The organism is Accumulibacter sp. (genome assembly GCF_023806635.1).
GTDB lineage: Bacteria > Pseudomonadota > Gammaproteobacteria > Burkholderiales > Rhodocyclaceae > Accumulibacter.
In genome coordinates, this window is sequence record NZ_JAMTDQ010000034.1 from 1 (window position 1) to 21,881 (window position 21,881).

The window sequence follows — 21,881 nt, forward strand, 5'->3', positions numbered from 1 at the left end:
ACCTGGTCGCCAACGACAATCTTGACGCCGCCGATCAGCGATTGATCGACGACCACTTCGGCAGTCAGCCGGGTCTTGAAGCGTGCTTCCAGGTCGCTCACCAGAGTCTTGCGCTGCTGTTCGTCAAGCGGGAAAGCGCTGTAGATCGTGGCTTCCTTGACGCCTTCCTGTGCAGCCCTGAGCCCTTCGAAGAGACCGGCGATCTCGGGCAATGCGGCAAGCCGCTCGTTGCTGGCGAGGACGTCGATCAGATTGGCCTCGCCGCCCTCAAGTACCTTGCCTGCCAGCGACTTGAAGAGCGCGCTCTTCTGCGCGGCCGACAGCTCGGGGTTGCCGATGCAGGCACGCATCTGCTCATTCGAGGCGATTGCGGAAAGCAGCGACAGCCGCTCGGACCAGGCCGCCAGCGCCCTGTTTTCCAGCGCCATCCGGAAGACCGCCTCGGCGTAGGGGCGCGCGATGGTAACGAGTTCGGCCATGATCTCAGAGTTCCTGCTTGAGTGCGGTCAGCATCTCGGCATGGGCCTTGGCATCCACCTCACGCTTCAGGATCTGCTCGGCGCCAGCCACCGCCAGGTCGGCGACCCGGCCGCGCAACTCTGCCCTCGCCTGCTCGACCTGCTGCGCGATCTCCGCCTTGGCCGCGGCAACGACCTTGTCGGCCTCGACCTTCGCCGCCACCTTCGCTTCCTCGACCATCTGCGCACCGCGCTTCTCGGCTGCTGCGATGATCTCCGCGGCCTTTGCCTTGGCGTCGCGCAGGGCATCGGCGGACCGCTTGCCGGCCAGTTCCAGCTCGTGCTTGCCACGCTCACCGGCAGCAAGCCCGTCAGCAATCAGTTTTTGGCGATCAGACATGGCCTTCGCCAGTGGCGGCCAGACGTACTTCATCGTGATCCAGATGAAGACGGCGAACCAGATCGCCTCGCCAATCAGCGTTGCGTTGATGTTCACGCTAACCTCCTGTCAAAAGTTTGTCGGCAAGGAGTAGCGATCAGCCCTTGACGACGGCGATGAAGGGGTTGGCAAACAGCATGAAGAGAGCGATACCGACGCCGATCATGGTGACCGCGTCGAGCAGACCGGCAACGATGAACATCTTGACCTGGAGAGTCGGGATCATTTCCGGCTGCCGGGCTGCACCTTCGAGGAAGCGGCCACCAAGCAGACCAAAACCGATGGCGGTACCAAGAGCGCCCGCGCCGATCAGGATGGCGACGGCGATGGCGGTGTTACCGAGCAACATTGACAGAGCAGCTTCCATTAGTCTCTCCTAGCAAGACATGTAAAAGGGGTTAAACGGGTCAAACGGGGACAACGCGTGGATCAAACCGGTGATCGGGGCAGGGCAAGCGGGTCACTAGCCATGCGACTCGCTGGCCATCGACAGGTACACGATGGTCAACATCATGAAGACGAAAGCCTGCAGGGTGATGATCAGGATGTGGAACAGCGCCCAGGGCAGAGCGAGCGGCAGTTGCCAGATGCCCAGCAGGGCGATCAGGATGAAGACCATCTCGCCGGCGTACATGTTGCCGAACAGACGCAGCGAGAGCGAGATCGGCTTGGCGATGTCCTCGATGAGGCGGAAGAGCAGGTTGACCGGCGCCATCTTGGCGCCGAAGGGAACGGTGAACACCTCGTGCATGAAGCCGCCGAAACCCTTCACCTTGAAGCCCATGACGATCATGACCACGAAAACGCTCAACGACATGCCGAAGGTCAGGTTCGGATCGGTGGTGGGAACGACCTTGAAGAAATGAACGCCAGCCATGCCGAGGAGCATCGGCACGAAATCGACCGGAATCAGGTCCATGGCGTTCATCAGCAGCACCCAGACGAAGATGGTGATCGCCATCGGCGTCACCAGAGGGCTCTTGCCGTGGTAGGTGTCCTTCACCTGCTGGTCGATGAACGAAACCAGCATCTCGACGAAGGCCTGCATCCTGCCGGGGACTCCCGCCGTCGCCTTGCGCGCCAGCATGGCCATGCCGACGAAGGCGACCAGGCCGAGCAGGCCGGAGACGATCAGCGAATCAAGGTGCAGGGCCCAGAACCCCTGACCGACGGTCAGGTTGGTCAGGTGGTGAACGATGTAAGCACTCGATGTGAGCGGTTCGCCCGAAGCCATGAATTCCCCCCTGTTCGACTATTGCTGCCGGAGCAGCGCCATCCAATAAACGACAATCGTTGCCGCATAGGCCAGGAAGAGCGGCAAGGCGGCGAGCTGTTCATAGGTCTTGAAGACCAGGGCAAACAGCACCAGGCTCACAGCGAACTTGTAGGCCTCGCCAGCCACCTGCGCATTGAAGGCCTTGCGCGCGTCCACCGCCATCTGCCCCGATGGCCGCAAGGCGCGCCAGGCATAGGCGAAGGCGCTTGCCATGGCGATGCCACCACCGAGCACTGCGGAAACGGCTGCATCAAGGCCTGCTGCCAGTCCAGCCAGGATAGCCGCCGCCAGCGTCACCAGAAACTGGCAGCGGAGGATCCAGCGGACCTGTGGATGCACAGCTAGCCCCTCCAAAACGTTCGCAGGATACCAGACTCGCAAAGCGGAATCAAACCGCACATGCAAAAAAGTTTGGATTCCTTTACTGCGTCTGGCTTGCAGGGCTGTTCGGCCGGCCATTCAGGGGCCGCCATGGTGCACCGCGTCAATGACGCAGGCGTTGCAGGATGCCCTCGAGCTGGTCGAGATCCCCAAAGTCGATCAGGACCTTGCCGGCTCCCCGTCGATTGGCACGGATAGCCACCTGAGCGCCCAGGAGGTCGGCGAGTTCGTCCTGCAGACGCAGCAGGTCACGGTCTGGCCGTACCGCCGCCACGGCCTTCGGCGGCTGCAGCGCATGCTGCACCAGGCGCTCCGCCTCACGCACCGACAAGCCCTTGTGCACCACGCGCTGCGCCAGTTGCACCTGCTGCGCACCGGCCAACGGCAGCAGCGCCCGCGCATGGCCCATGTCGATCTCCCCCTGCAGCAGCAGTTCCTGTACCGGCGGCGCGAGTTGCAGCAGGCGCAGCAGGTTCGATGCTGCGGGTCGCGAGCGACCGACGGCATCGGCAGCCTGCTGGTGGGTCATCGAGAACTCGTCGATCAGCCGCTGCAGACCGAGCGCCTCCTCGAGCGGATTGAGGTTCTCGCGCTGGATGTTCTCGATCAGTGCCATCGCCAGCGCAGCCTCGTCCGGAATCTCCCGGATCAGCGTCGCCACCTCGTTCAGGCCAGCCATCTGTGCTGCCCGCCAGCGCCGCTCGCCGGCAATGATCTCGTACCGCTCGTCGGCGATCGGGCGGACGAGAATGGGCTGCATCAGCCCCTGCGCCCTGATCGATGCCGCCAGCTCCTCCAATGAAGCGAGGTCCATCCGGGTTCGCGGCTGATACTTGCCTGGCTGGATCAAGGCAACCGGCAGCGTCCGCTGCTGCTCGCGGTTCTCCGCCTCGTCGCCAGCCAGCAGCGCATCGAGCCCGCGCCCGAGTCCCTTCATCTTCATGGCCTCCCTCCCGCAGTGGCGGGTTGGGCTTTCGCAGTGGCGGCCGGGTGACGGTGCCGTGCCAGCGTTTCGTGTGCCAGCGCGAGGTAGGCTTGCGCTCCCTTCGATGCGCGATCGAAGGCGATCGCCGGCTTGCCATGCGAGGGCGCTTCCGCCAGCCTGACGTTGCGCGGGATGATCGTGCGATAGACCTTGCCACCGAAGTGCGCCTCGAGATCGCGTGACACCTGCTGCGTCAGCGTCGAACGTGGGTCGAACATCGTCCGCAACAGCCCCTCGATCTCCAGCACGGGGTTGAGATGCGCGCGCACCTTCTTCAGCGTCGCGACAAGGTCGGTCAGGCCCTCGAGGGCATAATACTCGCACTGCATCGGGATCATCACCCGATCGGCAGCCACCAGGCCATTGACCGTCAGCATGTTGAGCGCCGGCGGACAATCGAGGAGGACGAAATCATAGGTGTCGCGAACCGTCGCCAGTGCTTCGCGCAGGCGATACTCGCGCCGGACGAGGTCGATCAGGTCGACTTCGGCGCCGGCGAGTTCGCGATTCGCCGGCAGCAGGTCGAAGGCGAAGTCGGTCCGCAGGCAGGTAGCCGGCAACGTCGAACTCCCGATCAGCACGTGATAGACGGTCGGCATGGCCTCCCGCTTGACCACCCCGCAACCGGTGGTCGCGTTGCCCTGCGGATCGAGGTCGATCAGCAGCACCCGTTGCGCGAGTTCAGCCAGACAGGCGGCAAGGTTCACTGCGGTCGTGGTCTTGCCGACACCGCCCTTCTGATTGGTCACTGCGATGACTGTTGCCAACTGGACTCTCCCCTGCATGCGGCCGTATCACTCTCGATCACCACCAGATGGCGCTCGCCGCCAACCCCGGGTACCACCAGGCGATGCACGCCGGCCACGCGGACCCAGGCCGGCAACTGCGCGATCTCCTCGTCCGGCCGCTGCCCTTTCATCGCCAGCCAGCGGCCGCCCGTCCGCAGCAGGTGGCGTGAGGACGAAACCAGCGTGCCGAGATCGGCAAAGGCGCGCGCGGTGATCGCCGCAAAGCGGACCGTCGGCTGCAGGGCCTCCACGCGCCGACAGTGTATGGCGACATTGCCCAGCGCCAGCTCGATCGCCGCCTGCTGCAGAAAGGCCGCCTTCTTCGAGTTGCTGTCGACGAGGACGACCTGCAACTCCGGGCGGACAATCGCCAGCGGCATCCCCGGCATGCCGCCACCGCTGCCGACGTCGAGCAGCGGCGTCCCACCGACGAAGGGCAGCACCGCCAGCGAATCGAGCAGATGACGGCTGACCGCTTGCGCCGAATCGGCGATGGCGGTCAGGCGATAGACCCTGTTCCACTTCTCGAGCAGCGTCAGGTAGTCGAGCAGCTTCTGCCGTGCCGGCAGCGCCAGCTCGATGCCGAGGCAGGCGGCACCGTCGGTCAGCTGCTCGGAGAGGCTCATCGCACCTCGCCGCAAGATCGCTGCCCGCCGCCACCTGGCTGCCCGCGTTTCAGGCAGACGAGCAGGATCGAGATCGCCGCCGGTGTCACGCCCTGAATCCGTGAGGCCTGTCCGAGCGTCTGCGGGCGCTGTTGCTGCAGCTTGTCGCGTACCTCGCGAGACAGGCCACCGACCTGTGCAAAATCGAAGTCGTCGGGAAAACGCAGCTCCTCGCTCGCCTGGTTCCTTGCCACCTCGTCCTGCTGGCGCTCGATGTAGCCCTGATACCGGGCCTGGATCTCGACCTGTTCGACGACCTGCGGATCGTCGACACCGGCATCGACGGCGACGCCGTCGACACGCAGCGTCATCAACGCCGGATAGCTGACGTCCGGTCTACGCAGCAGTTCGTGCAGCGCATACTCGCGCTCGAGCGGCCTGCCGAAGACACGCAGCGCTTCCGCGTCGGCCAGCCGGGCGGGATGGACCCAGGTGGACCGCAAGCGCTCCTGCTCGCGGGCAATCGCCTCCTGCTTGGCAGAGAAGGCCGCCCAGCGCCGGTCATCGACCAGCCCGAGTCGACGCCCGATCCCGGTCAGCCGCAGATCGGCGTTGTCCTCCCGCAGGGACAGGCGGTACTCGGCGCGACTGGTGAACATGCGGTAGGGCTCGGAAACGCCGCGGGTGACCAGGTCGTCGGCCAGCACTCCGAGGTAGGCCTCGTCGCGTCGCGGCGTCCACGCCTCCTTTTCCTGCACCAGCAGCGCCGCGTTGGCGCCGGCGAGCAGACCCTGTGCGGCCGCTTCCTCGTAGCCGGTGGTGCCGTTGATCTGGCCGGCGAAGAACAGGCCAGCGATGGCGCTGGTTTCCAGCGAGCCACGCAGGCGCCGCGGGTCGAAGTAGTCGTATTCGATCGCGTAGCCCGGGCGCAGGATGTGGCAGCGCTCGAGGCCACGGATCGAACGGACGATCGCCAGCTGCACGTCGAACGGCAGGCTGGTCGAGATCCCGTTCGGGTAGATCTCCTCCGTCTCCAGTCCTTCCGGCTCGAGAAAGACGTTGTGGCTGTCCTTGTTCGCGAAGCGATGGATCTTGTCCTCGATCGACGGGCAGTAGCGCGGTCCGACCCCCTCGATGACCCCGGTGTACATCGGCGAGCGGTCGAGGTTGGCGCGGATGATGTCGTGCGTCTGCCGGTTGGTGGCGGTGATCCAGCACGGGCGTTGGGGCGGATGCTGGCTCGCCGCGCCGAGGAAGGAGAAGACCGGTAGCGGATCATCCGAATGCTGCTCGGTCATGGTCGAAAAGTCGATCGTCCGGCCGTCAAGCCGCGGCGGCGTGCCGGTCTTGAGCCGGCCGACCGGCAACTGCAACTCGCGTAGACGCGCCGCCAGCGAGACCGACGGCGGGTCGCCCATGCGCCCGCCACTGAGGTTCGCGAGACCGACATGGATCAGGCCATTGAGGAAGGTGCCGGCGGTCAGGACGACCGCCCGCGCCGGAAAGCGCACGCCGAGCTGGCTGACGACGCCCGCGACGCGCCCGTTCTCGAGCAGCAGATCGTCGCAGGCCTGGGCGAAGATCGTCAGATTCTCCTGCCGCTCCAGCCGTCGGCGAATCGCCTGGCGATAGAGCACGCGGTCGGCCTGCGCGCGGGTTGCACGCACCGCCGGTCCCTTGCTGGCATTGAGGATGCGGAACTGGATTCCGGCCTCGTCGGCAGCGGCCGCCATCGCGCCGCCCAGGGCATCGACCTCCTTCACCAGATGTCCCTTGCCGATGCCGCCGATCGACGGGTTGCAGCTCATCGCCCCGAGTGTCTCGAGGTTGTGCGTCAGCAGCAGCGTCCGGACGCCCATGCGCGCGGCCGCCAGCGCCGCCTCGGTGCCGGCATGGCCACCACCCACGACGATGACGTCGAAACGGTCGGGAAAGAGCATCGGCGATTCGCAGTCGGGAAGCGCAATGGAAGAAACGGCAGCGCGCGATTCTACGCCATATCTGCGGCGGCCAGCGGCTTTCGATGCCGCATGCCGCGGCGCATCAGGCGCCAGCCAGGCGGAATCGAGATCAGCGGGCCGACTCGCCGGCAAGCTCGGCGACGCGCAGGGCGGAAGAGCGCGACATGGGACCTGGCCGAAGAACCAGGGGACAGCAGCGCGTGGGCGGATGCCCGTCACGCAGCCTGGCAGTGGACTGAAAACGGGCGCCGAAGCGCCCGTTCTGGTCACACGAGAGGGTGTCCTCTTGCCGATTCTCAGAAGCTGTGCCGAATGCCGGCGCCAACGGCGTAGTTGTTCTCGCCACGCGCACCGATCAAGTCGCCATCCCCGGCCACCTGTGCCTGTACCGGAACCGAGTTGCGGCTGTTGTCGAAGTAGCTGTAAGCGCCATAGAGGGCCGTCCTCTTCGACAGGTTGTACTGGTACATCGCGCCCCAACCCCAGCTGTTGCCGCTCGAGTTGTTCAGGCGGTCGAGCGAGAGCCTGCCATAGCTCAAGCCGAACACGCCGTTGCCGATCGGAGCGGTGACGCCGACCGTCCAGATGTTGCTGCTTTCGATCCCGGAACCAAAATCACTGTCAGGGCCAAGAATGCTGTTGTTGTTGTCCAGAGCCTGGTAGCTGCCGTAGATCTTGACCACCTTGAAGTCATAGTTTGCGCCGGCATACCATTCGTTGATGCTGCTGCCGCCGCCGGGCGCCTTCAGTGGCAACAGGCCCGGCGCATTGGGCACTTCCACATTCAAGCGGGACTGATAGAGCACATCGACGTTCAGCGGGCCGTTGTTGTAGTTGAGGCCGAGACCGAACTTGCCATTGTCACTGGTGCTGTTCACCCGGTCGTTGAACGTACCGCCGATGTTGCTCTCGCCGAAACCATAGATCGCCTTGCCGGTGAAGCCGCCCCAGTTGGGGCTGGTGTAGGTAATCGAGTTCGCGAAGCGGGCGGGAGAGTTCGGCGTGATCGTGCTGCCCGAGTAGACGCTCAGGCTGGACTGGATGCCGAGGTCGGTCGCTTCCAGCGCGTCGTTGTTGGCGGTGGCGTCGAAGGCCGGAGCATACTGACGACCGAGAGCAACGGTCCCCCAGTTGCCGGCGAGGCCGACGAACTGCTGCCGCGCGTTCAGTCCGCTCGTACCGACGCCTGAGTTGTTGTCGATGTTCAAGCCATACTCGAGCGTGAAGACGGCCTTCAGGCCGTTCCCGAGGGCTTCCTCGCCCTTGAAGCCCAAGCGGTTTCCGGCAGTTCCGCCACCCCCCGCCAGGCCGCTGAACTTGTTCTTGCCGCCGCCGATGCCGGCGTCGCCCTGGCTGTACACGTACATGGTGTCCACTACGCCATACATCGTGACGTTGGACTGCGCAATGGCAACGCCGGAAGCGAGGCTGGCTACGGCAAGGGCGATGACTTTCTTTTTCATGAGATCAACTCCAATGGATCAATTGGGAAAGGCCGTACTGATTTCTCTCACCAGTGCCGCCATCTCGGTTTCCCGGACGCCGGCTCGTCTTGGATTTCATGGCCAGATTCTGGCAGCCGTGCGAAGGATCGGCAAGCCATCGGAGCCGCTTTCCAGCGCCCGGACGAAGAGTGTTGCGTTTTCGTCACATTTCTGGCAAGCGCCATTGCGGAGCAACGCCTGCCGGCTGGCCCTGTCGAGACAAAGGACCCGCGGCGAGTCCGTTTGCCGGGCCGCCTGGCAGCGACCAGCGGTAGAGTGCTCCAGCCCCGGCAAAAAAAAAACGGGCGCCGAAGCGCCCGTTTGCGGCAACGAGTGATCGTCGCCGGATCAGAACGAGTGACGGATACCCGCCAGGAAGGTGTTGTTGGTCTCGCCCGGCGCACCGACAGCGCCAACCGGACCGAGGCCGAAGCTGTCGTTGTCGTTCTTGTTCCAGACGTAACCGGCGTAAGCGGTCGTCCGCTTCGAGAAGGCGTAGGTACCGGCGATCATGGCACCGTTGCTCTTGCCATCGACCAGGCCCTGGTCGAAGTCGGTCTGTGCCCACGCGAGGTGGATGGCCGCGTTGCCGAACGGGATGACCGCGCCGAGCGACCACGTGCTGTTGTCGTTGTTGATGTTGTTCTTGTCGTTCTGGTCCTGGTAGCTGGCCATGACCTTGACGACCTTGAAGTCGTAGCTACCGCCGATATACCATTCGGCGATGTCGTCACCCCAGAGAGCCGAGTTGGAGAGGACGCCAACCGGCTTGACTTTCTGCCGCACCTGGTAGACCGCATCGATGTTCAGACCACCGGTGGCGAAGTTGCCGCCGAGAGCCCAGCGGCTGTTGTCGGTGGTCGACACACACCGGTCGTTGAGGGTCGCGGCGGTGACGGTGGCCGGCGGCGGCAACGGGTTGACCGTCGTGCAGCTGCTGTTCTCACCGAACGAATAGATCGCCTTGCCGGTGAAGCCACCCCAATTCGGGCTGGTGTAGGTCAGGGCGTTGTCCCAGCGGGCGGCGCTGTTCGGGGTGATGGTGTTGCCGGCCTGGGCGGTCATGTACGACTGCGGCTCGAAGAGAGCGCCGCCAGCCGGATCATTGTTGGCCGTCGCCTGATAGCCGGGCGAATACTGGCGACCGAGGGCGATCTGACCGAAGCCGCCGGCGAGACCGACGAACTGCTGGCGGGCATTCAGGCCACCGGTGTTGCCGACGCCGGAGTTGTTGTCGATGTTCAGCGAATATTCGAGGGTGAAGACGGCTTTCAGGCCGTTGCCCAGCGCTTCTTCGCCGCGGAAGCCGAGACGCGAGCCGCTCAGCAGGCCGGACTGGATGCCGCTGAACTTGTTGGTTCCAGGCAGGAAGCCAGCGTCGCCCGAGCTATAGACATAGCCGGCGTCGGCGATACCGTACATCGTGACGTTGGTCTGGGCAAAAGCGGCGCCCGAAGCCACGCTGGCGACTGCCAGTGCGATGAGTTTCTTTTGCATGGTGAATCTCCTCTAGGTTTGAGATCGATGAAGCAAACTGCAGCCTCACCAAACTGGACCTCTCGAAAAAGAAACGAGAAGTTGGGGCGATTCTGGCAAAGCGGTATTGCCGCGGCAAGCGCCGTGTACGCTTTCATTGCAGGGCAGCGGGCGTTTGTTGGTTTTTCGCAACAGGCTGGAGAATTTTCACCAAAAGTGGCTCGACGTGCCGTTGAACTGGCCTGCACCCGCACCCGCCCGCTCGGCGCGGCCTTGGTCGGGCAGATCGCCTGGCCCGCGAAAAGGTGGGACGCAGTACAATTCTTACTCGGATTCTTACCTGTCGGAGTCACCGAATGCGTATCACGAGCAAGGGCCAGGTCACCATACCACAGGCGATCCGCCATGCAGCCGGGCTGCTGCCGCACACTGAAGTCGAATTCGTTTACGAAAACGAGCAGGTCATCCTCCGCGCAAGCAACCACGACCGGCGGGCAAGATTCGAGGTTGCCATCCAGCGCGCGCGCGCGGTGCCGCTGACGCAGGCTTTCCGTGGCAAGTCTGCCGACGAGATCATGGCCTTCCTGAGAGACCCGAAAGCGTGACGCCGGTATTGGTCGACTCGTGCGTGATCATCGCATGCCATGACCTCGGGCATGCCTTTGCTGACGCGCGACGCGACGCGCTACCGAGGCTACTTCCCTCGCCTGCAGCTGATCGCGCCAGCGTGTGAATGAGCACAGATTGCCCATGCCAGTGAAAGTGACCCGCAGCGCCGGACGGGAATGAGTGCCTGGCGTGTCGCAAGACTGGCCAGTGGTTGTCGGCAGCAGGCACACCCGGCGTGCGGCAGCCATGCCCGCCGCACGCCGTCCGCGGCAACGGCACGGGTCCTGGCAACGGCCCGTTTTCCCATCTGCCTGCCAAGGCACCACGCGCCGTCAACCACCCCGGCAGCCGGACCTGTGATCCAGGTCAGTGGAACAGCCCGGCGAGCGCCTCACCCGGTTCTTCGGCACGCATGAAGGCCTCGCCGACGAGGAAGGCGTGCACGCCGTGGTCGCGCATCAGGCGCACGTCCGGGCGCGCGAGGATGCCGCTCTCGGTGACGACGAGGCGGTCGGCCGGGATCTCGGGCAGCAGTTCGAGCGTCGTCTGCAGGCTGACGGCGAAGCTGCGCAGGTTGCGGTTGTTGATGCCGAGCAACGGCGTCGTGAGCTGCAGCGCGAGATCGAGTTCGCGGCGGTCATGCACCTCGACCAGCACCGCCATTCCCAGGCTGCCGGCGATCGCCTCGAAGTCGCGCAGCGCCGGCAGGTCGAGCGCGGCAACGATCAGCAGGACGGCGTCGGCACCCATCGCTCGCGCTTCGTAAATCTGATAGGGGTCGACGAGGAAGTCCTTGCGCAGGACCGGCAGCTCGCAGGCGGCACGCGCTTCCTGCAGGAAGCCGGGCGCCCCCTGGAAGAACTGCCGATCGGTCAGCACCGACAGGCAGGCGGCGCCATGCCGCTGATAGCTCGCAGCGATCTCGGCCGGACGGAAATCGGCACGCAGGACGCCACGCGACGGACTCGCCTTCTTGATCTCGGCGATCACCGCCGCGTCGCCGGCAGCGATCCGCCGCCGCATGCTGCCAACGAAGTCGCGCGCTGCCGAGTCGCGCTCGGCCATCGCACGCAACTCGCCCAGTGGCACGAGCAACTGCGCGGCAGCGACCTCGTCACGCTTGACGGCGAGGATGCGGTCGAGAATGTCACTCATCACGTGCGCTCGCGAGGGGCCGGTCGATCAGGTGGCGATGCGCCGGGTGAACGCCACGAACTCGTCGAGCCGGGCGCGCGCCGCACCCGAGGCAATCGCTTCGAACGCCTGCTCGACGCCGTCGGCGAGCGTCTCTGCGCGCCCGCTGACGTAGATGCTGGCGCCGGCATTGAGGGCGACGATGTCGCGCGCGGCGCCGGCGCGGCCTTCGAGCGAGGCCAGCAGCATCGCCTTCGACTCCTCGACGTTGGCCACGCGCAGCACGCGCGGGTCATGCAGCGGCAGGTTGAAGTGCTCGGGATGGACGCTGTATTCCTCGACGCGGCCGTTCTTCAGCTCGCCGACCAGCGTCTCGCCGGAAATCGAGATTTCGTCGAGTCCTTCGCGACCAAACACCGAGAGCGCGTGCGAACTGCCGAGCCGCTGCAGGACACGCACCTGGATGCCGACGAGATCGGGATGGAAGACTCCGAGCACCTGGTGCGGCGCGTTCGCCGGATTGGTCAGTGGCCCGAGGATGTTGAACAGGGTTCGCACGCCCAGTTCGCGGCGCACCGGCGCGGCGTGCTTCATGGCGCTGTGATGGCTCGGCGCGAACATGAAACCGATGCCGATCTCGTCCACGCAGCGGCCGACCTGCTCCGGCGTCAGGTTGATGCTGGCGCCGAGGGCCTCGAGGACGTCGGCACTGCCCGACTGCGACGAGACCGAACGGCCGCCGTGCTTGGCGACCCGCGCGCCGGCCGCGGCGGCAACGAACATCGCCGCCGTCGAGATGTTGAAGGTCTGCGCGCCGTCGCCGCCGGTACCGCAGGTATCGACGAGGTGCGTGCGCTCGCTCACCTGCACCTTGGTCGACAGCTCGCGCATCACCTGCGCCGCCGCCGAGATCTCGCCAATGGTCTCCTTCTTGACCCGCAGCCCGGTGATGATCGCGGCGATCATCACCGGCGTCACCTCGCCGCCCATGATCTGGCGCATCAGTGCCACCATTTCATCGTGGAAGATCTCGCGGTGATCGATGACCCGCGCCAGTGCGTCCTGCGGCTTCATTTGCCATGCTCCTCGAGAAAGTTCTGCAACAGATCGTGGCCATGCTCGGTGAGGATCGACTCCGGGTGGAACTGCACACCCTCGACGGCGAGCGTCCTGTGCCGCAGGCCCATGATCTCGCCGTCGTCGGTCCACGCGGTGACTTCGAGGCACGCCGGCAGCGACTTTCGCTCGACGGCGAGCGAATGGTAGCGCGTACAGGTGAGCGGACTCGGCAGCCCGCGAAAGACGCCCTGCCCGTTGTGCTGCACCGGCGACACCTTGCCGTGCATCAGCTTCTGGGCGTGCACGACGCGGCCGCCGAATGCCTCGCCGATCGCCTGGTGGCCGAGGCAGACGCCGAGCAGCGGGATCCTGCCGGCAAACTCGCGGATCGCCGTCAACGAGATGCCGGCCTGCGCCGGCGCGCAGGGCCCCGGCGAAACGACCAGCAGCGCCGGCGCCAGGCGGGCGATCTCGGCGATGCTGATCGCATCGTTGCGGAAAACCCGCACCTCCTGCCCCAGCTCGCCGAAGTACTGCACGAGGTTGTAGGTGAAGGAGTCGTAATTGTCGATCATCAACAGCATGCGGCGGCTATCCTTCTGTTCCATAGAGTCATCTTGCCGAACGAGCAGCTCTGACACCCGCTCAGATACCCGCTGTTCCTCTTGCTACTCCGGCGCCGATCATCCGGAACCGAATGCACGAAAGCCGCCATTGTCCACCATATCGGCCCCGACGAAAATCCAGTTCACCCTGCTTGGCGCGCGCCATTTGCTTCAAGCCCTTGCCTGTTGACCAGACGCCGGCGGGAAGCTCATTGCATGACCCCGGTCACGGCCTCACGAGCCCAGCTACGGAGCGGGGCCTCGAAGTCGCGGAACGGGAACAGCTTTGTCGAAAAGAACTCGGCTCGCGCGTACTGCTTCTGGCCGACGGCGGCGATGCCCTCGACCACCGCGATGACCCGCGTAGTGCGTTTGTCCTGCTTCAGCGCAAGATAGCTCAGTTCCGCCTCCAGCAAACGTTCCCTAGTGTTGGCGATGAAGAAGGCCAAGTCGGCGCCGCCGGGCCGGAAGACGCAATCCGCCACCAACAAGCCGCGTGCATCCACGGCCATGTCATAGTCAGCCGGCACGCCCGTGTCCCGTTGCACGGATTTGAGCAGTTCGAGCACTTCGCTCTTGAATGACGACTCCGATCGTGTGGCACGCAAGGCGGAAAAGCTCTGCAACTGCAATGCCGCTTGGGCAACCTTGAACGCGGCAGGCACAAGATGCCGCGCGTCGGCCACGGACAACTCGAACTCTTCTTCCGCCTCGTTCCACCCAACCCGGCCGCGGCGTTCGGCCAGCCAACGCTGGATACGCTCCCCATCGATGTCGATGTTGTCGAGCCGCAACCGGAAGGCGGCGTCGCCGTTGTCGTGAACCCGCCAGCCATCGCCCTCCTGGCCATCGGCGAAGACGACGACCCGATCGCCATCGTCGTACTGCAGAGCGGTAACGACAAGGATCCCCGTGGCGGTTTCGCGCACCTCGAAATCGCGGCAAATGTCCAGTTTCACAGCAGGTCTCCTTGCCCAAGCGGAACCGCGATACGCCGGCAAAACTCTTCGACGAAGCGCGCCCGGTCGAGTTCATCATCAGGATCGTACCGGCGGTTCCCAGACCGAATTCCCTGCCCTGCACCACATCGCGGTTGACCAGTTCCACCGCATTCTCACAGTTGAACTTCACATGCAGTCCTTTGTGGCTGGGGTGGTAATCCATGCGCAACAGCGGCTCCAGCCCGTCGGGATGGTCACGGAAGGCATAGGCGTAGAGGGCGCGCTTCTCCAGGCAATCACCGGAACGCCAAAGAAAGACCACGGAGAGGCCTTGCCCAATCTCGATCAAGTCCGTGGCAAACACCCGCTGGCGCCGCACTCGCGCCATGTGCTTCGGCAGCCTGGCCTTGCGCGATTCCTTGAACTCACAATGGGTCAGGCGGAGCCCGCCCGCCGCCTTGAGCTGGCCAAATTCTCGCCGGTTCATCAGTACCCTCCCGCCAGGCTGTGCACCCGCATGTCCTCGTTGCCTCTCCGCACTGGCGGCAATGGCGGCATTCACCTCGCCCACCTTCGCCCGCCAGGCGGTGCGATACGCCGTCAGGGCGTCTTGCAGGGCGTGGTCCCGGTCCGCATCGGTGGTGCATGTGTCGCTGCGGGTGCGGCCTGCCATCTTTGTCCTCCCGACTGACCGGCCGAGTTTACACGCGTGACGAGGTACTGGAAAGCCGCTACGACGTCGCTCCGCGCTGACGCATGGCCCTGCCGAATCGGATCCGTTTGCCGGAAGCACCGCTTCTTGCCACTGAGGCAGTCAGATCGCGGGGGGCTGGCGGCGAGAGCGCGCGGGATGCACGGCTGGGGCGGGGTCCGCGCAGAGGCTGTCGACGAGTGACAGGATCTCCGAAGACTGTCTGGCCCCCTGTGCGAGAGGCTCACTTTCGCCGCAGCCGGGCAGCCCTGCAGAGAATGGGTTGCAAGGCCCATGTTACGAGTCAGGCCAGCCGGTTCACAGTCGCCGTCTGCCGCTATACTGCAGGGGAACATGGGGAGTGGGCACCGGCTCCGGAGAGGAAAGGTGGCACATGAGATCGCGCGAGCGAAGCTTCTGGATGTGGGCGGAGACTCTTGAACTCCTGCAGGGAGGCGAGCAGTTGCAGCGCCGTTTCTTCACGCTCGATGGCCCGCAGCCGGTACCGTGCTGGGAGCCGGCGGTCGATGTCTACCAGAACGATGACGAGCTGCGGCTGCTGGTCGCGCTGCCCGGGGTCAGCCCACGGCAGGTCGAAGTGGCGCTCGACGACGATGGCCTGCTGGTGCGCGGCGAAAGGCCGATGCCGGCGCGGCTCAGCCGGGCGGCGATTCACCGCCTCGAGATTCCCTACGGCCGCTTCGAACGCCGCATCCCCCTGCCGGCGGGACGTTACCGCCTGCACGAGCGTTTCATCGCGGACGGCTGCCTGATGCTCGTCCTGCACCCCTTCTGAGAGGCGGCAAGCGCATGCGCGGCGAGCGGGGTGACGACAGGAGCGAGCAGCGGGGCGGCAGCCTGCTGGTGGTACCGGAAAACGCACTGATCATCGTGCCGATCCGCAATACCGTCCTCTTCCCCGGCATGATCCTGCCGCTGACGATCGGTCGCGAGCCCTCGATCCTCGCCGCGCAGCAGGCGGCCAAGACCGATCGGCCTGTCGGCATCCTGCTGCAGCGGGACGCCGAGGTCGAGCAGCCCGCTCAGCAGGATCTGTGCCCGGTCGGCACGATTGCCAACATCCTGCGCTACGTCACCCTCCCCGACAACACCCACGTCATCGTCTGCCAGGGGCTGCAGCGCTTTCGCGTCAGCGGCTTCCTGCCCGGCTACCCGTTCCCGGTGACGCACCCGGAGCGGATCGACGAACCCGAGACGAGCGACAGCCAGATCGAGGCGAGAATGATCCGCGTCCGCGAACGCGCGCTCGAACTGCTGCAGTACCTGCCGCAGGTTTCACAGGAACTGGTCGGCGCGGTGAAGAGCATCAGCCAGCCCGGCGCACTCGCCGATCTGGTCGCCGGCGTCAGCGAACTCAAGCTGACGGATCGCCAGCTGGTGCTCGAGACGGTCGATCTGACGCAGAGGCTCGATGTCGTGCTCGCCTGCCTGCTCGGCCGGCTGGAGGTGCTGCGGCTGTCGCGCGAAGTTGACGAGCGGACCAAGGCGAGCATCGACCAGCGCCAGCGCGAATACCTGCTGCGCGAACAGATGAAGTCGATCCAGAAGGAACTGGGCGAGGGCGACGGCAGCAACAGCGTCGAGATCGAGTCCCTGCGCAAGGCGATCGCCGAGGCCGCGATGCCCGAGGAGGTGGCGGCGCAGGCGAGCAAGGAACTCCGGCGCCTGGAACGGATGACCGACGCTTCGGCCGAGTACTCGATGGTCCGTGCCTACCTCGACTGGCTGATCGAGCTGCCCTGGCGGGAGCCGGCGCCGGACAGCATCGAGATCGCCGAAGCGCGCCGGATCCTCGATGCCGACCACTTCGGCCTCACCCAGGTGAAGAAGCGAATCGTCGAGTTCCTCGCAGTGCGCAAGCTCAATCCGGGTGGACACGGGCCGATTCTCTGCTTCGTCGGGCCGCCCGGCGTCGGCAAGACTTCACTCGGGCAGTCGATCGCGCGCGCACTCGGCCGCAAGTTCGTCCGCGCCTCGCTCGGCGGCTGCCACGACGAGGCCGAAATCCGGGGCCATCGGCGAACGTACATCGGTGCCCTGCCGGGCAACATCATCCAGGCGATCCGCAAGGCCGGCTCGCGCGGCTGCGTGATGATGCTCGACGAGATCGACAAGCTCGGCACCAGCTTCCAGGGCGACCCCTCGGCGGCGCTGCTGGAAGTGCTCGACCCGGAGCAGAACGACAGCTTCCGCGACAACTACCTGGCGCTGCCCTTCGACCTGTCGCGCATGCTCTTCATCACCACGGCCAACGTCCTCGACAACATCCCTGGGCCGCTGCGCGACCGCATGGAGATCATCCAGCTACCCGGCTACACGCACGAGGAAAAGCTCGAAATCGCCCGCCGCTACCTGGTCGGCAGGCAGATGGCGCAGAACGGCCTGCGCGCCGGACAGCTCGAGTTCGCGCCGGCGGCGCTGCAGGCGATCATCCGTGATTACACGCGTGAAGCGGGCGTGCGTTCACTCGAACGCGAGATCGGTGCGGTCTGCCGCCGTGTCGCGGTGGAGATCGCCGAAGGCCAGCGCACCGGCATGCAGGTCGGCGAAGCCGATCTCGCCGGCATCCTCGGCGCCGGCCGCTACGACAACGAGGTCGCCCTGCGTACCGGGCTGGCCGGTGTCGCCACCGGACTGGCCTGGACGCCGGTCGGTGGTGACATCCTGTTCGTCGAGGCCAGCCGGACGATTGGCGACGGCAGGCTGATCCTCACCGGGCAACTCGGCGAGGTGATGAAGGAATCGGCGCAGGCGGCACTGACGCTGGTGAAGACGCATGCCGCCAGCCTCGGCATCGACGCCGGCCGCTTCGAGAAGAGCGACGTGCATGTGCACGTGCCCGCGGGAGCGATCCCGAAGGACGGCCCGAGCGCCGGTGTGGCGATCTTCGTTGCGCTCGCATCGCTGTTCGTCGAGCAGCCGGTGCGCAACGATACCGCGATGACCGGCGAGATCAGCCTGCGCGGACTCGTACTGCCGGTCGGCGGCATCAAGGACAAGGTGCTGGCGGCGATGCGCGCCGGCATCGGGCGCGTCCTGCTGCCGGCGCGAAACCGTCGCGATCTCGACGAAGTCCCCGCCGAGGCGCGGGAGAAACTGGCGTTCGTCTTTCTCGACAGCGTCGACGACGCCCTGGCAAATGCCCTCCGCAGCGGGGAAGCGGTGGCCACGGCCGGCGAAGGGCAATGACCGCGATGCGCGACCGCACGGGGTGCCTGCCGCCCGCCGCCGGCCACGCGGCGCCGCCAGCGCCCGCTCCTGAGCCAGATGGCGCTGCGCCATGAGCGGGCACGGGCGCCACCTCGACTTTCCCGGCCGTCTGGTCCTCGTCGGTTTCGGCTGCATCGGTCAGGGTCTGCTGCCGCTCATCCTGCGCCACATCGGCGTCGACCCGGCGAGGATCACCGTCGTCGCCGCCGACGCGGCCGGCGGTGCCGTCGCCGAACAGGCCGGGGTCCGACTGCTGACGCACGTCCTGCGCCCGCAGGACTACCGCCAGATCCTCGATCCACTGCTTGGCCGTGGCGATTTCCTGATCAACGTCGCCGTCGATGTCTCGTCGCTGGCGTTGATCGGCTACGCCCGCAGCCGCGGTGCCCTCTACCTCGACACGTCGATCGAACCCTGGCGCGGGGGCTACGACGACCCGACGCTGGCGCTCGCCGCGCGCACCAACTACGCGCTGCGCGAACAGGCGCTGGCGCTGCGCAGCGACTCGCGGCAACAGCCGACGGCGGTGCTGACGCACGGCGCCAACCCGGGCCTGGTCTCGCATTTCGTCAAGCGCGCGCTGCTCGACCTCGCCGTCGAAACCGGTCTGGCCGTTTCCACACCGCGCCAGCGTGCAGACTGGGCAGAGCTTGCCCGCCGCCTCGACGTGCGGACGATCCACGTCGCCGAGCGCGACACGCAGGTCTCCACGCTGCGCCGGCAGGCGGGCGAGTTCGTCAACACCTGGTCGGTCGATGGCTTCATCAGCGAGGCGCAGCAGCCGTGCGAGATCGGCTGGGGCTCGCACGAGCGCCGCCTGCCGGAGGATGGTTGCCGGCATGGCAGCGGCTCGCAGGCAGCCATCTATCTGCGGCGCCCGGGGTGTGCGACGCGTGTGCGCAGCTGGACACCGGCTGGCGGTCCGTTCCACGGCTTCGCCATCACGCACGGCGAATCGATCTCGATCGCCGACTACCTGAGCGTCGGCCGCGGCGAGGCACCGAGCTACCGGCCGACCGTGCACTACGCCTATCAGCCATGCGATGACGCGCTGCTGTCGCTGCACGATTTCGCGGCGCGCAATTACCGCTGTCCGGAACGCAAACGCATCCTCCTCGACGACATCGTGCCAGGCGGCATCGACGAACTCGGCGTGCTGCTCGCCGGGCACGCACGCAACGCCTACTGGTTCGGCTCGCAACTCACCATCGATGAAGCGCGGCGCCTCGCGCCGCACAACAGCGCCACCACCCTGCAGGTCTGCGCGGCAGCACTCGCGGCGATGGTCTGGGCGATCGAGAATCCCGCCCGCGGGATCGTCGAGCCGGACGAGATGGACTTCGAGAGGGTGCTGCAGGTCTGCATGCCCTACCTCGGCCGGGTGATCGGTGCCTACACCGGGTGGACACCACTGCATGGGCGCGGCCGTCTGTTCCCGGAGGAACTCGACGAGTCGGATCCCTGGCAATTCAGCAACGTCCGCGTGACGTAGCGGGCTGCGCCCGGCGGCAAGCACGTTTCCCTGTCGGCGCGAGGTATTTGCACTGGCAAACGCAGCCGCACGATCTATCCTTAAAGCAGGACGAGGGCAACCCGGGCCGCCAGCCGAAGGGCGGCGGTTGCCGCCGCCGAAGACGCGGTGCCGGCTGCCACGAAGGGTGGTGGCCGGCCCATCGACAAGGAGGTCGATCATGAGCAGCAAGTCCATTCCCGCCGGTTTTCAGCAGGTCCGCCGAGACCGCTTGCTGCAGGAAGAGATGCACGACAGTTACCGCAGCAAGGGGAAGCTCGCCGAGCCGACGATCTGCCCGGACTGCCATGCGGTATTCAGCCACGGGCGCTGGCAATGGGGCATTGCCGCGCCGGCCGACGCGCACCGCGTCCGCTGCCCGGCGTGCCACCGCGTCCACGACCACTGTCCGGCGGGCTGCGTCGTCCTCGACGGCGAGTTCCTGCAGGCACATCACGACGACATCGTCCACCTGGTGCGCAACGAGGCGGAGCGGCAACGCGCCGAGCACCCCCTGAAACGGGTGATGGCTTTCGAGGACCGCGAGGAAGAGCTGAAGCTCAGCACCACCGACATTCACCTCGCGCGCGCCATCGGGGAAGCGGTCCATCACGCCTACCAGGGTACCCTCGAGTTCCACTACAACCCGCAGGAACTCCGCCTGCACGTCCATTGGTCGCGTTGAACGGCAGCCGGGCGACGGCCGCGGCGACCGCATCGGCGCTCAGAAGCGGGTGTCGAGACCGTGCTCCGCCAGCTCGGCAGCGCGCAGGACCGCGCGTGCCTTGTTCTGCGTTTCCTGCCACTCGGCCGCCGGATCGGAATCGGCGACGATTCCCGCTCCGGCCTGCACGTGCAGGTGGCCGTCCTTGACGATGGCGGTGCGGATGGCGATCGCCAGGTCCATGTCGCCGTTGAATCCGAGGTAGCCGACGGCGCCGGCATAGATGCCACGCTTGACCGGCTCGAGTTCGTCGATGATCTCCATCGCGCGCACCTTCGGCGCGCCGGAAACGGTACCGGCGGGAAAGGTCGCACGCAGCACGTCGAGGGCGTCGAGGCCCGGCTGCAGTCGGGCTTCGACATTGGAGACGATGTGCATCACGTGCGAGTAGCGCTCGACGATCATGTTCTCGGTGAGCCGGATCGTTCCGACGCGGGCGACACGGCCGGCGTCGTTGCGGCCCAGGTCGAGAAGCTGCACATGCTCGGCCCTCTCCTTCTCGTCGGCGAGCAGCTCGGCGGCGAGCGCCTGGTCCTCCTCGAAGGAGACGCCACGCCTGCGCGTTCCGGCAATCGGCCGCACGGTGACCGTGTCCCCCTCGAGGCGTACGAGGATTTCCGGTGAGGCGCCGACGACATGGAAATCCTCGAAGTCGAAGTAGAACATGTAGGGCGACGGATTGAGCGAGCGCAGCGAGCGGTAGAGCGCCATCGGGCTGGCGGCGAAGGGCTTGCTCATGCGCTGCGACAGGACGACCTGCATGATGTCGCCCTCGGTGATGTAGCTCTTGGCCTTGACGACTGCCCGCCTGAACTGGGCCTCACCGAACAGTGACGCTGCCGGCGGCGAGGACTGCGGCGTCTCCGGTGGAATGGCGACCGGCTCGCGCAGCCGGAGGAGCAGTTCGCGCAGGCGCGCCTGTGCCTTCTGGTACGCCGCCGGAACGCCCGGCTCGGCGTAGACGACCAGCGTCAGCTTGCCGGACAGGTTGTCGACCACGGCAATCTCCTCGGACAGGAGGAGGAGGATGTCGGGAATCCCCAGCTCGTCGGACTTCTGCGAGCGGGTCAGCCGCGTCTCGATGTAGCGCACGGTGTCGTAGCCGAAACAGCCGACCAGCCCACCGCAGAAGCGCGGCAGGCCGGTGGTCGGCGCGGCGCGAAAACGCCGCATGTACTTGCCGATGAACTCGAGCGGGTTGGTGTCGTCTTCACGCTCGGCGATCCGGTTGCCGTTGAGGACCAGCACCTGATGCGCGTTGACGACGATGCGCGTCGGACTGGCGAGGCCGATGATCGAGTAACGGCCAAAGCGCTCGCCACCCTGCACCGATTCGAGCAGGTAGCTGTACGGTGCATTGCCCAGCTTGAGGTAGATCGACAGTGGCGTGTCGAGATCGGCAAAGGTCTCGAGCGTCACCGGGATGCGGTTGTAGCCCTCAGCAGCAAGGCGATTGAAATAGGCTTCGGTCATCGGAACTCCACGAGGATACACGCCGGCGACGGACGTGCTTCCTGCCGGTGT

Annotated in this window: 21 protein-coding genes; 5 read left to right on the top strand and 16 right to left on the bottom strand. The window is 65.9% G+C overall.

Annotated features, from left to right (window positions below; all coding sequences use genetic code 11):
- The 11 genes from NFW30_RS05900 to NFW30_RS05950 form a co-directional block, all read right to left on the bottom strand.
- Positions 1-479, bottom strand: a 479-nt coding sequence (locus NFW30_RS05900) for a F0F1 ATP synthase subunit delta (RefSeq protein ID WP_295371839.1), incomplete at its 3' end; no start/stop codon positions are given.
- 4 nt (positions 480-483) lie between these two features.
- A complete protein-coding gene (locus NFW30_RS05905; protein WP_034939400.1) occupies positions 484-954 on the bottom strand; it encodes a F0F1 ATP synthase subunit B in 471 nt (156 codons plus the stop codon).
- Between the two features lie 40 nt (positions 955-994).
- A complete protein-coding gene (gene atpE / locus NFW30_RS05910; RefSeq protein ID WP_138677986.1) occupies positions 995-1,252 on the bottom strand; it encodes a F0F1 ATP synthase subunit C in 258 nt (85 codons plus the stop codon).
- A gap of 108 nt (positions 1,253-1,360) precedes the next feature.
- Positions 1,361-2,131, bottom strand: coding sequence for a F0F1 ATP synthase subunit A (atpB, locus tag NFW30_RS05915; RefSeq protein ID WP_295353999.1), 771 nt, complete (start codon positions 2,129-2,131; stop codon positions 1,361-1,363).
- Between the two features lie 18 nt (positions 2,132-2,149).
- Complete coding sequence (locus NFW30_RS05920; RefSeq protein WP_295354002.1) at positions 2,150-2,632, bottom strand: ATP synthase subunit I; 483 nt, start codon at positions 2,630-2,632, stop codon at positions 2,150-2,152.
- A gap of 25 nt (positions 2,633-2,657) precedes the next feature.
- Positions 2,658-3,497 carry a ParB/RepB/Spo0J family partition protein gene (locus NFW30_RS05925; RefSeq protein ID WP_295354006.1) on the bottom strand — a complete coding sequence of 280 codons (840 nt, stop codon included), beginning with the start codon at positions 3,495-3,497 and terminating at the stop codon, positions 2,658-2,660.
- Entirely contained in the window at positions 3,494-4,306 is an 813-nt protein-coding gene (locus tag NFW30_RS05930) for an AAA family ATPase (protein ID WP_295354009.1), read from the bottom strand. Before NFW30_RS05930 ends, NFW30_RS05925 begins: the two co-directional genes overlap by 4 nt.
- Positions 4,285-4,953 carry a 16S rRNA (guanine(527)-N(7))-methyltransferase RsmG gene (gene rsmG, locus NFW30_RS05935; RefSeq protein ID WP_295354013.1) on the bottom strand — a complete coding sequence of 223 codons (669 nt, stop codon included), beginning with the start codon at positions 4,951-4,953 and terminating at the stop codon, positions 4,285-4,287. Before rsmG ends, NFW30_RS05930 begins: the two co-directional genes overlap by 22 nt.
- Positions 4,950-6,872: a tRNA uridine-5-carboxymethylaminomethyl(34) synthesis enzyme MnmG gene (gene mnmG / locus NFW30_RS05940; protein ID WP_295354016.1), complete on the bottom strand. Its 1,923-nt coding sequence runs from the start codon at positions 6,870-6,872 to the stop codon at positions 4,950-4,952. Before mnmG ends, rsmG begins: the two co-directional genes overlap by 4 nt.
- A 317-nt stretch (positions 6,873-7,189) precedes the next feature.
- Complete coding sequence (locus tag NFW30_RS05945; RefSeq protein ID WP_295354019.1) at positions 7,190-8,356, bottom strand: porin; 1,167 nt, start codon at positions 8,354-8,356, stop codon at positions 7,190-7,192.
- A gap of 369 nt (positions 8,357-8,725) precedes the next feature.
- On the bottom strand, positions 8,726-9,874 hold the full coding sequence (locus NFW30_RS05950; protein WP_295354021.1) for a porin: 1,149 nt from the start codon (positions 9,872-9,874) through the stop codon (positions 8,726-8,728).
- A gap of 335 nt (positions 9,875-10,209) precedes the next feature.
- Here NFW30_RS05950 and NFW30_RS05955 point away from each other — a divergent pair, with 335 nt between their 5' ends.
- On the top strand, positions 10,210-10,458 hold the full coding sequence (locus NFW30_RS05955) for an AbrB/MazE/SpoVT family DNA-binding domain-containing protein (RefSeq protein ID WP_295371843.1): 249 nt from the start codon (positions 10,210-10,212) through the stop codon (positions 10,456-10,458).
- 370 nt (positions 10,459-10,828) lie between these two features.
- Here NFW30_RS05955 and trpC read toward each other — a convergent pair whose 3' ends face one another.
- The 4 genes from trpC to NFW30_RS05975 all read right to left on the bottom strand — a co-directional run bounded on the left by trpC (position 10,829) and on the right by NFW30_RS05975 (position 14,219).
- Positions 10,829-11,617, bottom strand: coding sequence for an indole-3-glycerol phosphate synthase TrpC (gene trpC, locus NFW30_RS05960; protein WP_295354027.1), 789 nt, complete (start codon positions 11,615-11,617; stop codon positions 10,829-10,831).
- 27 nt (positions 11,618-11,644) lie between these two features.
- On the bottom strand, positions 11,645-12,670 hold the full coding sequence (gene trpD, locus NFW30_RS05965; protein WP_295354030.1) for an anthranilate phosphoribosyltransferase: 1,026 nt from the start codon (positions 12,668-12,670) through the stop codon (positions 11,645-11,647).
- The gene (locus NFW30_RS05970) at positions 12,667-13,239 is read right to left on the bottom strand and encodes an aminodeoxychorismate/anthranilate synthase component II (RefSeq protein WP_295354033.1); all 573 of its coding nucleotides are present in this window, start codon (positions 13,237-13,239) and stop codon (positions 12,667-12,669) included. The genes trpD and NFW30_RS05970 overlap by 4 nt, the downstream gene beginning before the upstream one ends.
- Before the next feature lie 230 nt (positions 13,240-13,469).
- Positions 13,470-14,219 (bottom strand): DUF1828 domain-containing protein, encoded by a 750-nt coding sequence (locus NFW30_RS05975; protein ID WP_295354036.1) that lies wholly within the window; start codon positions 14,217-14,219, stop codon positions 13,470-13,472.
- A 1,067-nt stretch (positions 14,220-15,286) separates the two neighbouring features.
- Here NFW30_RS05975 and NFW30_RS05980 point away from each other — a divergent pair.
- From NFW30_RS05980 to NFW30_RS05995, 4 genes are all read left to right on the top strand, one after another.
- A complete protein-coding gene (locus NFW30_RS05980) occupies positions 15,287-15,688 on the top strand; it encodes an Hsp20/alpha crystallin family protein (RefSeq protein ID WP_295354038.1) in 402 nt (133 codons plus the stop codon).
- 14 nt (positions 15,689-15,702) lie between these two features.
- Positions 15,703-18,102: an endopeptidase La gene (gene lon / locus NFW30_RS05985; protein ID WP_295354041.1), complete on the top strand. Its 2,400-nt coding sequence runs from the start codon at positions 15,703-15,705 to the stop codon at positions 18,100-18,102.
- Between the two features lie 91 nt (positions 18,103-18,193).
- Positions 18,194-19,615 (top strand): saccharopine dehydrogenase C-terminal domain-containing protein, encoded by a 1,422-nt coding sequence (locus NFW30_RS05990; RefSeq protein ID WP_295354044.1) that lies wholly within the window; start codon positions 18,194-18,196, stop codon positions 19,613-19,615.
- 199 nt (positions 19,616-19,814) lie between these two features.
- Positions 19,815-20,318: a BCAM0308 family protein gene (locus NFW30_RS05995; protein WP_295354047.1), complete on the top strand. Its 504-nt coding sequence runs from the start codon at positions 19,815-19,817 to the stop codon at positions 20,316-20,318.
- 39 nt (positions 20,319-20,357) lie between these two features.
- Here NFW30_RS05995 and trpE read toward each other — a convergent pair whose 3' ends face one another.
- Positions 20,358-21,830, bottom strand: coding sequence for an anthranilate synthase component I (gene trpE / locus NFW30_RS06000; protein WP_295354050.1), 1,473 nt, complete (start codon positions 21,828-21,830; stop codon positions 20,358-20,360).
- Positions 21,831-21,881: the final 51 nt, after the last annotated feature.